The organism is Bartonella sp. AS69XJJH, from assembly GCF_042195585.1.
Lineage (GTDB): Bacteria > Pseudomonadota > Alphaproteobacteria > Rhizobiales > Rhizobiaceae > Bartonella.
Genome location: NZ_JBHIOO010000001.1, coordinates 243,535 through 261,835 on the forward strand (window position 1 = coordinate 243,535; position 18,301 = coordinate 261,835).

Below are 18,301 nucleotides of genomic sequence, written 5' to 3' on the forward strand. Positions count from 1 at the left end.
AAATGAGAATACTCAGTAGCGCAAATATGCACCTGTCATTTTGGTAACATTATCCACGATCTTTAAGGCAAGCTTTTCTAAATCTTCATCTGTTAGAGTCCGTTCTATGGGCTGAATAGTTACTTCAATCGCCACAGATTTTTTATCTTCACCAAAGCTTGGATCTTCAAAAATATCAAAAATCTGCACAGAATGAATAAGTTTTTTATCGGCTCCACTTGCTGCACGAATAATAAGAGAAGAGGAAACAGTTTTATCCGCTATAAAGGCAAAATCACGCCGCACCATTTGAAAAGGTGAGAGTTTCAAAGGAGGACGGCTTTTGGTCGTTTTTTTCTTTGATTCTGGAATTCGGTCTAGAAAAATTTCAAAGCCGCATAAAGGGCCACTGACATCTAATTTTTCTAATGTAGCAGGATGAAAAACACCAAAAAAACCAAGAATAATCTTTGATCCAAGTTTTATGACACCTGAACGACCAGGGTGATACCAACTGGGTGCTCCAACTTCAATCTGCACTTTCCCAACATCTATATTGCATGCTTCTAAAATAGCTAAAGCATCTGCTTTGGCATCAAAAACATCAACGACGGTTGCATTTCCATTCCAAAAACGCCCAGCCCCTTTAAATTGCTCTGTTCCGCGACGAATCCCACTAACAACACGGTGTTGTTTATCAGGGGTGTCGCCTTCATAAATACTGGAAACTTCAAACAAAGCAAGATCGGAAAAACCACGATCCGCATTTCTCTGTGCCGCCATAATCAAACCAGGTAAAAGGGAAGGACGCATCATTGACATATCAGCAGCAATAGGATTAACCAATTTAAGCTCTTCTTGACCTCCTCCAAAAGCAAGAGCTTGATTTTCAGAAATAAAAGACCATGTTATCGCTTCTTTCATACCACGTTGCACTAAAGCCAAACGTGTAGCACGTGAGCGAATTTGTGCGCATGTTAAAATTTGATCTTTTCCTTCTGTGAAGTTTTCCAAAGGAATAGGTTTAATTTTATCTAACCCATAAATCCTCATGACCTCTTCCACCAAATCAGCTTTACCCATAATATCATGGCGCCATGATGGTACTTTTACCGTAACGACATCTCCTTTTCCTTCAACAAAAAATCCAAGTTTTGTTAAAATAGAGATGACTTTTTCAGGCTCTATTTCCAAATTTGTTAAACGTTTAATTTCAGAAAAAGGAAAAGCGATCTGTTTTATTTCTTGTTGCTGATAGCCAACGATCCTCTTCTTAGATACTTCACCACCACAAAGGCGTAAGACCAACTCTGTTGCAATCTCAAGCCCTGTTTCTATAAAAGCCGGATCAACACCTCGTTCAAATCGATAACGCGCATCACTGATAAGACCTAATGCTCTTCCTGTTTGTGCAATGCTTTTCGCATCCCAAAGCGCCGATTCAATAATAACGCGATGTGTTGTTTCATCACAACTCGTTCTTTCACCACCCATGATACCGGCAATCGAAACAACACCTTCTTCATCTGCAATCACACAATTCTTAGCGCCCAAACGATAGATTTTTCCGTTCAGTGCTTGAAGTTGTTCTCCTTCACGAGCACAACGTACACACAAATTACCTTTAATTTTATCAGCATCAAAAACATGGAGTGGACGACCAAGGTCAAAACTGATGTAGTTGGTCATATCAACAAGCGCATTAATCGGTCTCAAACCAATTGCATTCAAACGCTGTTGCATCCACTGTGGCGATGCACCATTTTGAACATTGCGAACTTCACGCCAAGCAAAACCTAAACATAATGATGAATCTTGTGAAAAATCTAATGAAACATCGAGAGGTGTTTCAAAGGAAGGTTCAAATTTTGACAAGGATAATTCTTTTAATTTTCCCATTCCGGCGGCAGCAAGATCACGGGCAATACCACGAACACCTGTACAATCAGAGCGATTGGGGGTCAAACCAATATCAATAATCGGATCATCTAAACCAGCATAAGCTGCAAATGAATCTCCAATAGGTGCATCTTCTGGAAGTTCGATAATCCCGTCATGTTCATTTGATAATTCAAGCTCCGCTTGCGAACACATCATCCCAAAACTTTCAACACCGCGGATTTTTCCTACAGATAATGTCACATCGAGTCCTGAAATATAAGTGCCTGGTAGTGCTAAAACACCAACAAGACCTGCACGCGCATTTGGTGCTCCACAGACAACTTGAACAGGTGTAGAAGTTCCTGTATCGACGGACAGAATCTGGAGTTTATCTGCATCAGGATGCTTTATTGCAGTTAAAACTTTTGCAATCACAAAACCTTTTAAAGAAGACCGATCATCAACGTAATCAACTTCAAGACCTATAGCTGTTAGTTTCTCACAAATTTCATCCAAAGATGCATTTGTCTCTAAGTGATCTTTTAACCACGACAATGTAAATTTCATTTTAAAACCTCACATGAAAGCGATGACTAAGATCACACATTTCTATTAGGAAAAAAAGCAGGCATATCAAAGCAACGAAAGCCATAATGGTCTAACCAACGCAGATCGGCATCAAAAAAAGCTCGTAAATCAGGCATACCGTATTTCAACATGGCAATACGATCAATGCCCATTCCCCATGCAAAGCCTTGATATTCATCGGGGTCTAAACCAACATTTTTCAACACATGAGGATGCACCATTCCGCATCCTAAAATTTCCAACCAATCCTGTCCTTCTCCGAACTTTACTTCTGAACCAGAACGATCACATTGAATATCCACTTCCATAGATGGTTCGGTAAAAGGAAAAAAAGAGGGACGAAAACGCATTTTTACAGAGGGAACTTCAAAAAATTCTTTACAAAAGGTTTCATGTAACCACATCATATGGGCAATGGTGGAGGTTTTATCAATGACAAGACCTTCCACCTGATGGAACATAGGAGAATGTGTTGCATCCGAATCCATACGGTAAGTTTTTCCAGGAATAATGATCCGTATCGGTGCTTTTTGTTTTTCTAGTGTGCGAATTTGTACAGGTGATGTATGGGTCCGCAATAATTTTCGTTCTCCCATTTTATCGACATCAAAAAAGAAGGTATCATGCATTTCTCGTGCTGGATGTCCTTCAGGAAAATTCAATGCCGTAAAATTATAATAATCTGTTTCAATATCAGGCCCCTCTGCAATAGAAAAACCCAACTTTGTATAAATGGCAATAATTTCTTCAATCACTTGTGAGATAGGATGAATGCGTCCCCGTTCTATAGGTGAAGAGCGAACAGGCAAGGTAACATCAACTGTTTCACGAGAAAGACGGGTATCCATTGCCTGTCTTTTCAGAAGATCACGCTTTTGTGCCCATAATTCTAAAATACGATTTTTTAATCCATTAAGAACTGGTCCAACTTTATGGCGCTCGCCAGCATCCATTTTTCCTAATTCTTTTAATTTTTCAGAGATACTACCTTTTTTACCCAATGCTGCAATACGCACTTCCTCAAGTGCTTGTTCATCACCTGCTGCCTCTAAGGCTAAACAAATTTCTTGTTCCAGACGCTCAATATCATTCATATTTTTGCCTATTTTTTAATAAAGAAAAACCCGCACTCGCAATAGCCAGCACGGGACCTCGAATAAATGAATGCTTTAAGAGAACACGACTGGCTTATTTGACAGCGCCTTCGAAAGCATTAGGTGTCGTATCTTTTAAATATTCCAAAGCCTTTTTTGCCGAGGCAATTAAAGCAGAAAAAGCTTCTGCTTCGTGGATTGCTATATCTGAAAGAACCTTACGATCAACTTCAATACCGGCTTTTGATAAGCCATCAATAAAACGTCCATAAGTTAAACCTTCTGCGCGAACAGCCGCATTAATTCTCTGAATCCACAAAGCACGGAAAGTACGTTTTCTATTTTTGCGATCACGATAAGCGTATTGCTTTGAACGATCAACTGCTGCTTTAGCCGCACGAATGGTATTTTTACGACGACCGTAAAAACCTTCAGCCTGTTTAAGAACTTTTTTGTGCTTAGCGTGTGCTGTCACACCTCTTTTCACACGTGCCATATTATAATCTCCTCAAAATCAAAAGCGTAAGGTTTAAACACCATTCGGCAAATAATGCTGAATGACTTTTTTAGCATCTTGTTCACACAAAACCATTGTTCCACGCGCATCGCGAATAAATTTATTCGAACGCTTAATCATACCGTGGCGCTTACCGGCAGCTGCTACTTTAATTTTGCCTGACGCAGTGATTTTAAACCGCTTTTTAGCGGATGATTTGGTCTTCATCTTGGGCATTTTGCTACTCCATACATTAATTTATTCAATCAAACATTTTATTCACTCAAGCGGACCAACGCTTGAGCAAGCATTTAAACAGCCACGGCATGCCCTGCCGGGCGGTTCTACATAGTGTTTCCATAAGCTACTATACACAAAATAGCAAGACCGTATTACAAAAAAATCGGCGCTCCATTGCCTTGAAGCTCAACTAAAGGTGCCGGAATAGCATTTGTTTTGATGGCTGCTTTACATAAATCGGCAATAATGCATTGCCCACATTGTACTTTACGTGCTTGGCAAATATAGCGTCCATGTAAAATCAGCCAATGATGCGCATCACGAAGATAATGGATTGGTATAATCTTTAATAATTTTTTCTCAACAATCTCTGGTGTTTTGCCAGGTGCTAAACCAAGACGGTTGCTTAAGCGAAAAATATGTGTATCTACTGCCAATGTAGGCTGACCAAAAGCAACATTCAAAATAACATTAGCCGTTTTGCGCCCCACTCCAGGAAGGGCCATAAGTGCTTCACGCGTATCAGGTACTTGACCTCTATAATAATCAATTAAACAGTTGCAAAGTGCATAAACATTGCGTGCTTTTGCTCGCCAAAGACCAATTGAACGGATATGATGTGCTATTTCTTCTTCTCCTAATGCGACCATTTTTTCCGGTTGATCAGCAAGGCGAAATAATTCTTTTGTCGCTTTATTAACGCTTACATCTGTCGCTTGAGCCGAAAGCACAACGGCAACCAAAAGCGTAAAAATATTTGTATAGATAAGATCACTCTTAGGCGCTGGGCGCTGCACAGAAAAACGGCGAAATATTTCTGCAATTTCATTTTCATTATATAATATACCAGATAAATTTCGCACTTTTGACAATTTTATGGTACGTTGAGGCATTGAACTCTCTTAAATCTTCTCTCTTGAAGTTATCATTTACGCTCGCCATATGAGAGGAATGCAGCGAACGCTTTTATAGAGTTTGGTCAAGTAAAGCCGTTTTAAAGAGGATACTCATGAATGACACATGTGACACCTTTCTCCAATCCCTTTCTTTTAGGGTTTGAAACCGTAGAAAAAATATTGCAACGTATCGGTAAAGCTGATGAGGCTTACCCAGCCTATAACATTGAACGTTTGCATAAAAATGATGATGCAAATCATATCCGGATAACTTTGGCTGTTGCAGGATTTAAGGTTAACCATCTTAATATTTTGCTCGATGATAATCAATTGGTTATTCATGGTAAACAAACAGACAACCAAAATCATCAATATTTATATCGTGGTATAGCTGCGCGACAATTCCAGCGAACCTTTGTTCTCGCGGAAGGGATGCATGTTACAAATGCAGAGTTGAAAAATGGTCTTTTATCAATTAATCTGTATCAACCAAAATTAAAAAAAGAAATAAAACAGATTCCAATTAAAGTCAGTAGTGGTGTGTCATAAAAGTTAAGGCGTAAAGGAACAGTGAAATGGGAGAACATAAACAAAACTTGTCGTTTCAGAACACGTCCCACTCTGATGCGGGACAGATTGCCTATTTAAAAAAAGTTTGTACAGATGATCTGGCTAAAAACTTTCCAGATCTTCCACCAATGACCCCAGGCATTACGATATGGGCTCTCTTTGGTGAAACAGGTTATCCTCTCATTTTATCCGATGAGCGTTCTATTGCCCTTGCTGGAGCCAATGAGCATGAACTACAAATTGTAACTCTGCACTAGATTACCTTACGAGAAAAAGCTGTACTCTTTATAAATTCTATCTGTTTTTTCGTAAAGGGTGTAATGTGAGTTATAATGAGATAAGTATTGGGTTATATTCATAATTAATTTTTTACAACTGGAATGAGAGTCCCGAAAATCATAAGGTTCTCTCATTTTAGATCCTCTTACATTGCAACAATTAAAGTCACTTTGCTTGTATTCATAAGCAGGAAGAACCGTGTGGATAAAAATGCTTGAAGAAAGGAATAAAAATATCTCTTGTGAATTGCCTTAATTACCAAGGATGCTCGCAATATTGGGGATGAAAAAATGTATGATGGTGTCAGTTTGCTTCTTTATAAGTGTGAAGATGTTCTTTATAGATTTATATTATTCACGGGGACTTTTATACCATTCATAGGCGCTATCGTGAAATGAGCTCGAGTGCATTGAAAGATGTTGCTTTAAAATGAGTACATGAAGGCTATACAAGTGTATTTTGTTTGGGGTGTTCCGTTCTTCCTAAGGGAAGTAACTCCATTGAAGAGTGTAAAAAAAGCATGAGATAATGCGTCATCATTATTTAAAAGATATTGCTATGAATGCTTTTGAAAGGTGTAAGGCTAAATTGTAAGGAGATGATAGATTTTTACCATGATGCCTTATATTCTTTCCAAATGAGGCTGTCTTCTTGTTCCCAAAATTACGCAAACAGATAGATGCAATATACTAACCAAATCTGGCCAAATCTTGCATACAAAAATCTAGAACAGTTCGTGCCACACCGAAGTGTTTTGATATTTGTCTCAAACGTGGAATTGCACAGGGATTAGATGTTGATTAACAGGTAACAAAAAAATAAGGCCTTATGAAAAAGTTTATGCAGAGCTTTTAATTTTGTGCTTCAAATGCCTCAGTACAAGGTATTTTTCTCTTTTGAATATTAAAGCTCTTGTTTTTATAATGAAGTTACAGCACAACAAGTAAAATGGAATTATTTGAGGGGAAAAAAATAATGCCTTCTTACCGTTCAAGAATATCGACCCACGGGCGTAATATGGCAGGAGCCCGCGGACTTTGGCGTGCAACAGGGATGAAAGATACTGATTTTGGTAAACCCATTATTGCGATTGCGAATTCTTTTACACAATTTGTACCAGGGCACGTCCATTTAAAAGATCTTGGGCAATTAGTCGCACAACAGATAGCAGTTGCTGGTGGTGTTGCGAAAGAATTTAATACCATTGCTGTAGATGATGGAATTGCAATGGGGCACGATGGAATGCTCTATTCTTTGCCATCACGTGAAATCATTGCTGATTCTGTAGAGTATATGGTTAATGCACATTGTGCAGATGCACTTGTCTGTATTTCTAATTGTGACAAAATTACGCCTGGTATGTTAATGGCTGCTTTACGGTTGAATATTCCGACAATCTTTGTTTCAGGCGGTCCTATGGAAGCAGGTAAGATTAAATGGAAGGATCAAGATCTAAGGGTTGATTTGGTCGATGCCATGGTCGCAGCAGCTTCAGAACAGAATTCAGAAGAAGAAGTTGCTGAAATGGAGCGTGCTGCTTGTCCTACATGTGGTTCTTGTTCAGGAATGTTTACGGCCAACTCCATGAATTGCTTAACGGAAGCATTGGGGCTTTCGCTTCCCGGAAATGGATCAATGTTAGCAACACATGCAGATCGACGGATGCTTTTTGAAGAAGCTGGAAAACAGATTGTTGCATTGGTTAAACGTTATTATGAAAAAGATGATGAAACAGTTTTGCCGCGCTCTATTGCTTCACGCAAGGCTTTTGAAAATGCAATGACCGTTGATATTGCCATGGGGGGATCAACCAATACAGTACTGCACCTTTTAGCGGCGGCGCGAGAAGGTGAGGTGGATTTTACCATGACAGATATTGATCATCTTTCACGTCGTGTTCCTGTTTTATGTAAGGTTGCTCCTGCTGTTGCAAATGTACATATGGAAGATGTTCATCGCGCTGGTGGTATTATGGGGCTTTTAGGCGAACTGGATGCGGCAGGACTCATTGATACGTCAACTTATACGGTTCACGCAAAAACGATGAAAGAAGCTCTTTACCGCTGGGATATAAAGCAAACTAATGAACCAACAGTTCGTGCATTTTATCGTGCCGCTCCAGGTGGTATTCCAACACAGACAGCTTTTAGCCAATCTTGTCGCTATGAGACTCTTGATCTTGATCGTGAAAAAGGTGTGATTCGCGATAGGGAACATGCATATTCACAAGATGGAGGATTGGCAGTTCTTTATGGAAATCTTGCGAAAGATGGCTGCATTGTAAAAACAGCAGGCGTTGATCAATCAATTTTAACTTTTAAAGGTCCGGCAAGAATTTTTGAAAGCCAAGATTCAGCTGTTTCAGCTATATTAACTGATAAGATTAAAACAGGTGAAATTGTTTTAATACGTTATGAAGGTCCACGTGGTGGACCTGGAATGCAAGAAATGCTTTATCCAACAAGTTATCTCAAATCTAAAGGATTAGGAAAGGTTTGTGCACTTGTTACAGATGGACGTTTTTCAGGGGGAAGTTCAGGGCTTTCGATAGGACATATTTCACCAGAAGCTGCTGAAGGAGGAGAAATTGCGTTGGTAGAGGAGGGGGATATCATAGAAATTGATATTCCAAATCGTAGAATTCATATGTTGGTGGATGATGTTGAAATGAAGCAGCGCCGTGCTAAGATGGAAGCAAAAGGAAAAGATGCTTGGCAACCGATTGAAAAGCGTCAGCGTAAAGTTTCAAAGGCTCTCAAAGCCTACGCAGCGATGACCACATCTGCTGCAAAGGGTGCAGTACGTAATATTTTATGAGATGAATAGAGATAGTACTCTGATTTTTTGCATCTTTTGTACGATATTCTAAGCTAATTATTCTATGAGTTTATGCACTTATCAGAATATTTCGAGTCATGATCAGTATGATTAAAAAGCTATCAATACGACTAAAAGCTGCTGAGGATTGCTTATTTTAGCAGCTAGGTAAGACAGATAAAGATAGATATGGTATGATTACTATTCATATCATATTCCAATTTTATACGAAATTACGATTTCTTGTTACTCATATTTATGAAAGATATTTATTGTACTGGTGGCATTATCTTGCAGTACCGTAAAACACTGCCATTTAGGGCTGTAATATAGAGCATCCTCGTTAATATATTAAGTGTTTTTTAGTGCGTGGTGAATATTCTTAGACTTGTTTGTAAAGCTTTGAGTTTAAGTGAATCTTATGACTGGGAATTCAAGGCAAAACCCGTTAGAATCTGGACTGTTTGCAGGCTTGGTTCGAATGAAAATCTTCATCCTTTGAGGTGCGGGAAGGAGTTCAAAGGATGTTTAGGAAAATAAAATGCTGCTGTGATATATCTGATTATATGGTTCATATGAAAACAGTAAAAGAGCTCTTTATAACTTAAAATGTGAAGAAAATGCGAGACCCATTATCTATGAATTTATTATGCAAAATGGGGTGGTATCCCAACACCGACAGCTTTAAACTAAAACTGTTGCTATGATAACAATAATATTGATTGTGAAAAAGCATAATTCATTAAATATTGCGTATTTGCAAGGTGGAGGAGATTTCATGACAATCTTTACAAAAAACGACTATCTTGTAAAAATAGTCGATATTGACCAATTTTTTGTATACGGGACAATATTGATCTAAGGAAATATGAAATATAATGCATAGGATTTTGCCTCTATATGCATTACACTTATCAAAATATATTTTGTAGAAAAGCGATGGGAATACGGTAACAACAGTTTGTGCTGTAGCATATCAAAAAGGGATACTTCATCTCCTATTAAGAAGGTTTTTTAATAAAAATAACATCCGTTTTCTATAAAGGGTTACTCTTTTCAAGCTGTTTGAGGTGGTAAATTGCTTCTAAAGCTTGTTTAGGGGAGAGTTCGTCGGGATGGATATTTTTTAAAGCTTCGTGAAGTACACAATGTTTGTTTCTTGCTTCATTGACGGGAGATGTTGCTTTAAGAGAAAAGAGTGGTAAATCATCAATGAGTTTATGTCCTTTTCCAGCCATTTCACCTTGTTCTAATTGATGGAGTACATCTGTTGCTCGTGTAATAACGGCTGGGGGAAGTCCAGCAAGCTTTGCGACTTGTACACCATAGGAACGGTCAGCAGCTCCTGGTGTGACCTCATGAAGAAAAACTACATCACCATCCCAATTTTTGACTTTCATGGTTACATTATGCAGTCTGTCAAGTTTTTCGGTAAGTGCAGTCATTTCATGAAAATGGGTAGCCAGAATAGCACGACAATGGTTAACTTCATGGAGATATTCAACAGCAGCCCAAGCAATAGAAAGTCCATCAAAGGTTGATGTTCCACGTCCTATTTCATCAAGAATAACAAGGGAATGGTGGCTAGCATGATTAAGAATCGTTGCTGTTTCAACCATTTCCATCATAAAGGTTGAGCGCCCCCGTGCAAGATCATCGGAAGCTCCAACGCGACTAAATAGGCGATCAACGACACCAATATGTGCTGAAGTTGCTGGAACGAAGGACCCCATTTGCGCCATAATAGCAATAAGAGCATTTTGCCGCAAAAAAGTTGATTTTCCTCCCATATTAGGCCCTGTCAACAGCCAGATTGCTGCATATTGCTGATTTTCTTGCACAGAGAGATCGCAATTATTGGCAATAAAAGGTTCTGCTGCTTGTTTGCGGAGTGCTTGCTCGACGACAGGATGGCGTCCTGCTGTGATATGAAAGGTAAGTGAAAGATCAATTTTAGGGCGGCAATATCCTTGTTCTTCAGCAAGATATGCTAAAGCGACAGAGACATCTAAAATAGCAAGTGCTTCAGAGGCTTTACGAATAAAATCAACTTGTTCAGTAATTTCCTGAACGAGAATATCAAAAATCTCTAGTTCAAGTGTCAATGCGTGATTGGCAGCATGGGCAATACGGCTTTCAAGGTCAGCGAGCTCTGTTGTCGTAAAACGCATAGCGTTTGCCATTGTTTGCCGATGAATAAAACGTGCTTTAGCTTGTGGATTATTTGTAAGAGCAGATGCTTGTGTACTGGTTACTTCAATGAAATAACCTAGAATATTATTATGCTTTATTTTAAGCGTCTTAATATCTGTTTCTTGGGCATATTGCGCTTGAAGTTCAGCAATGACACGGCGCGATTCATCACGTAAAGCACGCATTTCATCGAGCTCTTTATGATAATTGGAACGAATAAAACCACCATCACGTTTAAGGAGTGGGAGATCATCAGCTAATGCTTGTTCTAAATGAAAATATAACGCTGTGGGTAAGTTTGAGAACATCTGTTGTACATCACTTATTTCTTGAGGCAGAAGCTCATTATCAAGAAGTTGATGCAATTCACGAATGATTTCAAAGCCGCGCTGGATTGTCGCCATATCACGGGGACCTCCTCGTCCAAGAGCCAAACGTGAAACGGCGCGGGGCATATCTGGTCCCCCTTTTAAAATAAGCTTTATCGCTTCTGCAAGAGAAGGATTACGTAGAAAAAAATCGATAGAATCCAAACGCGTATCAATAGCTGAAGGAGTGGTAAGGGGAGCAATAAGGCGGTCAATAAGAAGGCGTGATCCCCCTCCTGTTACAGTGCGATCAATAGCTTTTAATAAACTTCCATCCCGTTGACCTGAAGTTGTACGAATAAGTTCAAGGCTTAATCTGGTTGCGGCATCAATAAAGAGAGTCGCACTTTCATTTTGGCGCTCAGGTTGCATGAGGGGAGGACGATGCGTGATTTGTGTTTTTTCAATATAACGAATAGCAGCTACAATAGCAGAGAGTTCGGAACGTGAATAATCGGCAACGCCTTCAAGAGTTGAGAGTTTAAAATAATTGCAAATATCGCGTTCAGCAGTCAGTGCATCAAAGAGACAAGCAGGTTGAGGTGAAACAATACGATCAAGAACATTAAAAAGTGGTTTGTGAGATTTATCATGAAAGAATGAATCAGCAACAATAATTTCTTGTGGATCCACACGCATAATATCTGCTAAAAGTTTCTCTTGGCGGCTTTCTATTACACGAAATATGCCTGTTGAGATATCAATCCAAGAAAGAGCAAATTCCTCTCCATCGCTAGTTTTTATACGGGAAAGTGTCATAAAATAATTTGCGCGTGTTGGATCAAGGAGTTTTTCTTCTGTTATCGTTCCAGGTGTTACAAGGCGAACAACATCACGCCGAACAACAGATTTTGAGCCACGTTTTTTTGCTTCAGCAGGATCTTCTATTTGTTCACAAACAGCAACACGGTAACCACAAGCAATCAGTTTTTGTAAATAATCATCTGCAGCATGAACGGGAACACCACACATAGGAATATCTTGTCCTAAATGTTTTCCGCGTGCTGTGAGTGTGATTCCTAAAGCCTGAGCAGCTTCAATCGCATCATTAAAAAATAATTCATAAAAATCCCCCATTCGGTAAAAGAGAAGGGAATCATGATGGACGGCTTTGATTTCTATGTACTGCTCCATCATAGGTGTCAGACGTTCTTGAGAGGAAGCAGATGAGGAGGCAGGCTGTGGAATTAAATTATTTTTATGGTTGTTTTTTTTATCCATTTGTACGAGGCCTGTTTCCTTTAAGTGAAGTTTTTACTCTTTTTTGTTTACTTCAATATCTATTTATCTCTAAATTGCAACGCATCATCAGATTTGCTAAGGCAAGAATAGCGATTTCTAATATATGAATCAAATTTAATGACTATACGCATTATCAAGCAACATTTACACTGTTTTTGGAGAAAATAAAGTGAGATGAAAAAAAGCGAGCAGGATCAGAAAATGTCTCAAACTGTTTACAGTGCGAGCGAACGAGAAGCTCTAGATTTTCATAGTCGTGGTCGACCAGGAAAGCTTGAGATTGTTGCAACAAAGTCTATGACAACACAGCATGATTTAGCACTTGCTTATTCACCAGGTGTTGCAGTTCCAGTGAAGGCAATTGCTCAAAATCCAGCGCTAGCTTATGATTATACAGCAAAAGGAAATCTTGTTGCTGTTATTTCAAATGGTACAGCTATCTTAGGGTTAGGCAACTTAGGGGCCCTTGCCTCTAAGCCGGTCATGGAAGGCAAAGCAGTGCTATTTAAGCGTTTTGCGGATATTGATTCCATTGATTTAGAAATTGATATAAACGATACAGAAAGTTTTATCAATTTGGTGCGTCATTTAGAACCTTCTTTTGGTGGAATTAATCTTGAAGATATTAAGGCGCCTGAGTGCTTTATGATTGAAAGCCGCCTACGCGAGGTGATGAATATACCTGTTTTTCACGACGACCAACATGGTACAGCAATTATTGTTGCTGCTGGTGTTCTCAATGCTTTGACTTTAACAGGGCGCGATATGCAAAATACGCGGTTAGTCTGTAATGGTGCTGGTTCTGCCGGGATTGCTTGTATTGAATTGATTAAAGCGATGGGCTTTCGTTCCGAAAATATCATATTATGTGATACAAAGGGTGTGGTCTATGAAGGGCGCAAAGAGGGAATGAATCAGTGGAAATCTGCGCATGCTATTCAAACAGATAAACGTACGCTTGTGGAGGCAATGGAAGGTGCAGATATATTTTTTGGGGTTTCTGCTAAAGGTGCTCTTACTCCTGAAATGGTAAGATCCATGGCCCCCCAGCCGATCATTTTTGCTATGGCTAATCCCGATCCAGAAATTACGCCGGAAGAGGTTATGCAAGTGCGTCATGATGCCATTGTCGCAACAGGACGTTCCGATTATCCAAATCAGATTAATAATGTTCTCTGTTTTCCTTATATATTTCGTGGTGCACTTGATGTGCGTGCAAGAGTTATTAATGAAGACATGAAGATTGCTGCGGCAAAGGCTCTTGCCAATTTAGCGCATGAAGAAGTGCCTGACAGCGTTGCAGAAGCTTATCGTGGAAAGCGATTAAAATTTGGTCCTGATTATATCATCCCTGTTCCTTTTGATCCGCGTTTATTAACGGTTGTTTCAATAGCGGTAGCAAAAGCAGCAATGGAAAGCGGTGTTGCGCAAAAGAACATAGATGATTTAGAGGCCTATGAGCGCGATTTGAATGCGAGACGTGATCCTACTTCCTCGATGATGCGTGGGATTTATAATCATGTTCGTCAAGCGCCAAAACAAATTGTCTTTGCAGAAGGTGAAGAAGAGCAAGTTATGCGGGCGGCCGTTTCCTATGTTCATCAAAAATTAGGACAAGCGATTTTGGTTGGTCGTGAAGAGCAAGTAAGAGAAGCGGCTGTTATCGCTGGAATTGATCTGGATCGTGAAGGTATTTCTATTATGAATGCTAAGCTTTCTTGCCGTACAGATGCTTATGCGAATTATCTTTATAAAAAGATGCAGCGTCAAGGCTGGCTGTTGCGTGATTGTCATCGTCGTATCAATAATGATCGCAATTATTTTGCTGCGTGTATGGTGGCACTAGGAGATGCTGATGCAATGGTTACAGGGGTGACACGCAATTATGAAACAGCGCTGATTGATATACGTCGTGCAATTGATGAAAAACCAAAAGAACGATTGATTGGTATCTCAATGGCTATGTGCCGTGGAAGAACTGTGTTTATTGCGGATACAGCCGTTTATGAAAATCCTAATGCTGAAGAACTTGCTGATATAGCGGAACAAACCGCTTCGTTTGTACGTGGATTTGGATATAAACCACGGGTAGCATTTCTAGCATTTTCTACGTTTGGTTATATGAAAGGGCCGATCACACAGCAAATTCAGGATGCGATTAATATTTTGCATGAACGCAAGGTTGATTTTGAGTTTGATGGAGAAATGAGCGCCGATGTGGCACTCAATTCCAAATTGATGCAGCAATATCCATTTATGGGATTAACAAAACCCGCTAACATTTTGGTTATGCCTGGATATCACGTGTCTTCCATTGTAAGCAAAATGTTACAAGAACTAGGTGAAGCAACCATCATTGGCCCTATTTTAATTGGATTGGAAAAATCTGTCCAAATTGTACCGTTTAGTGGAAGCGATACAGATGTTGTCAATATTGCAATGCTTGCGGCTTATCATGCCGCAAAAGTCGTCTAAAGGAAAAAAGCCCCTAATATACCAATAATATATCAAGGGGCTTTTGATAGCAAAGAATAAATTTTTTAAGAGGGCTGTATTTGACTGTCTTTTTGTTCTTCAGCAAGACGCTTTTGGAAGAGTGCTGCAAAATCAATAGGATCAATCCACAAAGGTGGAAAACCACCATTTTGAGTAGCATCAGATATAATTTGGCGAGCAAATGGGAATAAAAGACGGGGACATTCAATAAAGACCAATGGCATCACATGTTCTTGTGGAATGTTTTTAAGGTGAAAAACACCACCGTAAATCAATTCTACATGAAATAATGTTTCAGTTTCATCATTGGCTTTGACGGAGAGAGACAAAACGACATCATAATTGTCATCACCAATTGGGTTCGCATTGACGTTAATATTGATATCAATTTGTGGTGACTTTTCACGTGCACGCAATGAACGAGGAGCACCTGGGTTTTCGAATGATAAATCTTTTAAATATTGAGTTAATACAGCAAAAACCGGCTCTCCACCACTGTTATTTATTTCACCTTCGGCCATACGACGAACCTCTCTCATTATAATATGTATATTTATTTAGATCTAAAGTCCGAATTGGTTATCACGCCTTGCAAAAGGTTGCAAGAAATGCGCTCTTTATCTTGAATATTTTTTTAGTTTGTTACAGATTTTTTAGGCATTTCAATGGTTATCATTATTTTTGCGCCATGGAGATTCTGTCGTATCATAAATTGTGTAATCTTCTGCGTTAAGATCAATTATTTTTTCAGAGTCATTTTTTCTTTTAGTATTGGGATTCATTTTGTTTTTTAATGATGTAAAGAAATGCCAAACAACAGAGCGAATTGGTTTAATAAGAAGTAATATTCCCAAGAGATCACTTACAAAGCCAGGAAGAATAAGTAAAATTGCACTAAACATGATGAAAGCATCATTAATAATATTATTCTCTAATGTGCGTCCTTGGATAAGTTCAGTTTGTATATTTTTTAAAAGGCTAATCCCTTGAATTCGCAATAAAACAACCCCAACTATGGTTGTGAGAATAACCAAACTCAAAGTTGCCAAAATACCAATTTCTTGACCAACAAAGATAAAACCAGCAATCTCGATTAAAAGAATGCAAAGAAAGATAACAACAAAAAAACGAGGGTTTATAGAATAAAGTTTTATCACATGAAAATTTCCTTCTGGATGAGGTGGGGAGAAATTCTTAAGAGCACTCCGTTTAATATAAAATCTATAAAAATATTTGAATGATAAGATTCCTTATTTTACATATTTATTGATAAATGGTATTGACTGCAATGTTTATTAGAGATTTAAGCTTTGGAGATTGACAGCGCCCATGGAATTTGACGTTATACTTGTCATAGCTCTTGTTGTTATGGTTGTTATTTTTGTGCAACTCCGTAATGTATTAGGGAAACGAATTGGGTTTGAAAAGCCCCCCTTTGATCCTTATTCACGTCGTTCTAAAAAACAGGTTGAAGCAGAAACGGCTGATAATATTGTTTCGTTCCCTCATCATAAAAATTCACAAAAAGATGACTTTAGTGAAATTGATAAAATTTCACCGGAGGGGAGTATTTTGAATAAAAATTTGCGGGAATTGCATAGAATTGATCCTCATTTTTCTCCTCAATTTTTTATAAAAGGTGCACAAATTGCTTATGAAATGATTGTAACAGCTTTTGCCAAAGGTGATCTCAATCAACTTAAAAGCTTGCTGTGTCAGGATGTTTTTGAGAGCTTTTGTGCGGCTATTGAGCAACGAGAAAAAAATAAAGAAAGAATAGAGTTCACTTTTGTTGGAATTAATAAGATTGAATTTGTTGCGGCGGCAATACAAGAAAAGGATGAACTTTTAACAATACGTATTGTCAGTGAGATGATTTCTGTTACTTATAATGAACAGGGCGAGCGTATAGACGGTGATCCTGATGCTATTGTAGAAATTAGGGATATTTGGACTTTTGTTCGCAATAGTTTGTCGTCAGATCCCAACTGGAAACTTTTTGCTACAGAAAATGAAAATTAAAATACTTTTTGTTTTTCTTCCATAAGCATTCAATGATTTATGAGAAATTAAAATGTCCTCAAGTAAATGGAGACAAAAAAGAGATTTATTGGCTTCACAAGATCGCCTTTTATGGGAGATGGTTTGTCGTACGATAACGCCGCTTCATGGTAAGATGCTGTCTTCTACTTCAGAAATGATTGCAAATATTAATGATAAAAAACAGCCTGTAACTCAAATCTCCACATTATCTCAGAAAAATCAACAATCCTCGACGATTAATAAAAGAGGAAAGAGGGCAGTTACACAAGCACAAAAGATTCATTTCTTTGATCATGTTGCACATCGTAAAATTTCCCAAGGTCGTTATCCTCTTGAGGCGCGTCTTGATCTCCACGGTTATATGCAGGAAGAAGCTTATTTTTTCTTAAAAAATTTTCTACAATCCTCTCAGCAGAGAGGATTGCGTTATGTCCTTGTGATTACAGGAAAAGGACGATCCGTTGGGAGCGATGGAGCTTTGTATAGGTTTGTTCCGTATTGGTTATCAACACCAGCTTTTCGATATTATGTCCACGCGTTTGAGCAAGCAGCGCGTCAGCATGGAGGAGAAGGTGCGCTTTATGTTTGGTTGCGCCGTTTTGTGTAGGGAAAAGGAAAGTGATGTTGTTGTGGTTGTTCTAGGTTTAATATTGATTTATACGTAATAATTTATAGTTTTCGTATGTTTCGTAAGAGCCTTGAATTACAATATCCCCTTATTTATAATTTTTTATAAAAAATTATAAATATATTATTTTACATTCTAGGTATTACTGCACGCTTTTGTTTATCGCATGCTTTAATGGGGTACATGCCTTACGTAAAACAGAATGCCATTGGATTGCATATATTCACGAGCTTGTTTTAAAGAAATATTTCTCAATGCTCCCCAGCCCATTTCGCGACACCATTTGTGAAGGGTATAACGGTAAATCCATTGAGCGCTCCCTATCTTTATGCTTTATAAAAGAGCACGCTGGCATCATCATACACTTTGCCAGCTCCCAATGTTGCGACACCCCTTGAAGCCCTTGGTACTTGAAAGCATTTATAAGAGGCAAGCTTTTCTCTAAGTGTTTTTACTCTCCACAGCTCTCATCTCGCTCGTGACACCCAAAC

14 protein-coding genes are annotated in these 18,301 nt (G+C 38.7%); 6 read left to right on the forward strand and 8 right to left on the reverse strand.

Annotated features, from left to right (window positions below; all coding sequences use genetic code 11):
• Nucleotides 1–12: 12 nt before the first annotated feature.
• From pheT to nth, 5 genes are all read right to left on the reverse strand, one after another.
• The gene (pheT, locus tag ACFIK6_RS00940; RefSeq protein WP_375641372.1) at nt 13–2,427 is read right to left on the reverse strand and encodes a phenylalanine--tRNA ligase subunit beta; all 2,415 of its coding nucleotides are present in this window, start codon (nt 2,425–2,427) and stop codon (nt 13–15) included.
• A gap of 32 nt (nt 2,428–2,459) precedes the next feature.
• Nucleotides 2,460–3,542 (reverse strand): phenylalanine--tRNA ligase subunit alpha, encoded by a 1,083-nt coding sequence (gene pheS, locus ACFIK6_RS00945; protein ID WP_375641374.1) that lies wholly within the window; start codon nt 3,540–3,542, stop codon nt 2,460–2,462.
• Between the two features lie 94 nt (nt 3,543–3,636).
• A complete protein-coding gene (rplT, locus tag ACFIK6_RS00950; RefSeq protein ID WP_142416222.1) occupies nt 3,637–4,038 on the reverse strand; it encodes a 50S ribosomal protein L20 in 402 nt (133 codons plus the stop codon).
• 33 nt (nt 4,039–4,071) lie between these two features.
• Complete coding sequence (rpmI, locus tag ACFIK6_RS00955; RefSeq protein ID WP_273722445.1) at nt 4,072–4,275, reverse strand: 50S ribosomal protein L35; 204 nt, start codon at nt 4,273–4,275, stop codon at nt 4,072–4,074.
• A gap of 155 nt (nt 4,276–4,430) precedes the next feature.
• Nucleotides 4,431–5,171 carry an endonuclease III gene (gene nth, locus ACFIK6_RS00960; RefSeq protein WP_375641375.1) on the reverse strand — a complete coding sequence of 247 codons (741 nt, stop codon included), beginning with the start codon at nt 5,169–5,171 and terminating at the stop codon, nt 4,431–4,433.
• A gap of 120 nt (nt 5,172–5,291) precedes the next feature.
• Here nth and ACFIK6_RS00965 point away from each other — a divergent pair, with 120 nt between their 5' ends.
• The 3 genes from ACFIK6_RS00965 to ilvD all read left to right on the forward strand — a co-directional run bounded on the left by ACFIK6_RS00965 (nt 5,292) and on the right by ilvD (nt 8,840).
• On the forward strand, nt 5,292–5,723 hold the full coding sequence (locus tag ACFIK6_RS00965; RefSeq protein ID WP_273722447.1) for an Hsp20 family protein: 432 nt from the start codon (nt 5,292–5,294) through the stop codon (nt 5,721–5,723).
• A gap of 26 nt (nt 5,724–5,749) precedes the next feature.
• Entirely contained in the window at nt 5,750–6,001 is a 252-nt protein-coding gene (locus tag ACFIK6_RS00970) for a DUF1150 domain-containing protein (protein WP_273722448.1), read from the forward strand.
• 997 nt (nt 6,002–6,998) lie between these two features.
• The gene (ilvD, locus tag ACFIK6_RS00975; protein ID WP_375641377.1) at nt 6,999–8,840 is read left to right on the forward strand and encodes a dihydroxy-acid dehydratase; all 1,842 of its coding nucleotides are present in this window, start codon (nt 6,999–7,001) and stop codon (nt 8,838–8,840) included.
• 1,037 nt (nt 8,841–9,877) lie between these two features.
• Here ilvD and mutS read toward each other — a convergent pair.
• Nucleotides 9,878–12,622: a DNA mismatch repair protein MutS gene (gene mutS, locus ACFIK6_RS00980; RefSeq protein ID WP_375641378.1), complete on the reverse strand. Its 2,745-nt coding sequence runs from the start codon at nt 12,620–12,622 to the stop codon at nt 9,878–9,880.
• Between the two features lie 195 nt (nt 12,623–12,817).
• Between mutS and ACFIK6_RS00985 the strand changes: the two genes are divergently transcribed.
• On the forward strand, nt 12,818–15,118 hold the full coding sequence (locus ACFIK6_RS00985) for an NADP-dependent malic enzyme (RefSeq protein WP_375641379.1): 2,301 nt from the start codon (nt 12,818–12,820) through the stop codon (nt 15,116–15,118).
• Between the two features lie 65 nt (nt 15,119–15,183).
• Here the strand turns inward: ACFIK6_RS00985 and secB are convergent, their stop codons facing one another.
• Nucleotides 15,184–15,660 carry a protein-export chaperone SecB gene (secB, locus tag ACFIK6_RS00990; protein ID WP_375641381.1) on the reverse strand — a complete coding sequence of 159 codons (477 nt, stop codon included), beginning with the start codon at nt 15,658–15,660 and terminating at the stop codon, nt 15,184–15,186.
• Nucleotides 15,661–15,801: 141 nt separating this feature from the next.
• The gene (locus ACFIK6_RS00995) at nt 15,802–16,296 is read right to left on the reverse strand and encodes an FxsA family protein (RefSeq protein ID WP_375641382.1); all 495 of its coding nucleotides are present in this window, start codon (nt 16,294–16,296) and stop codon (nt 15,802–15,804) included.
• A gap of 172 nt (nt 16,297–16,468) precedes the next feature.
• Here ACFIK6_RS00995 and ACFIK6_RS01000 point away from each other — a divergent pair, with 172 nt between their 5' ends.
• Both ACFIK6_RS01000 and ACFIK6_RS01005 read left to right on the forward strand, forming a co-directional pair.
• Complete coding sequence (locus ACFIK6_RS01000; RefSeq protein ID WP_375641383.1) at nt 16,469–17,161, forward strand: Tim44/TimA family putative adaptor protein; 693 nt, start codon at nt 16,469–16,471, stop codon at nt 17,159–17,161.
• A gap of 52 nt (nt 17,162–17,213) precedes the next feature.
• The gene (locus ACFIK6_RS01005) at nt 17,214–17,789 is read left to right on the forward strand and encodes a Smr/MutS family protein (RefSeq protein WP_375641385.1); all 576 of its coding nucleotides are present in this window, start codon (nt 17,214–17,216) and stop codon (nt 17,787–17,789) included.
• The last annotated feature ends 512 nt before the right edge of the window (nt 17,790–18,301 follow it).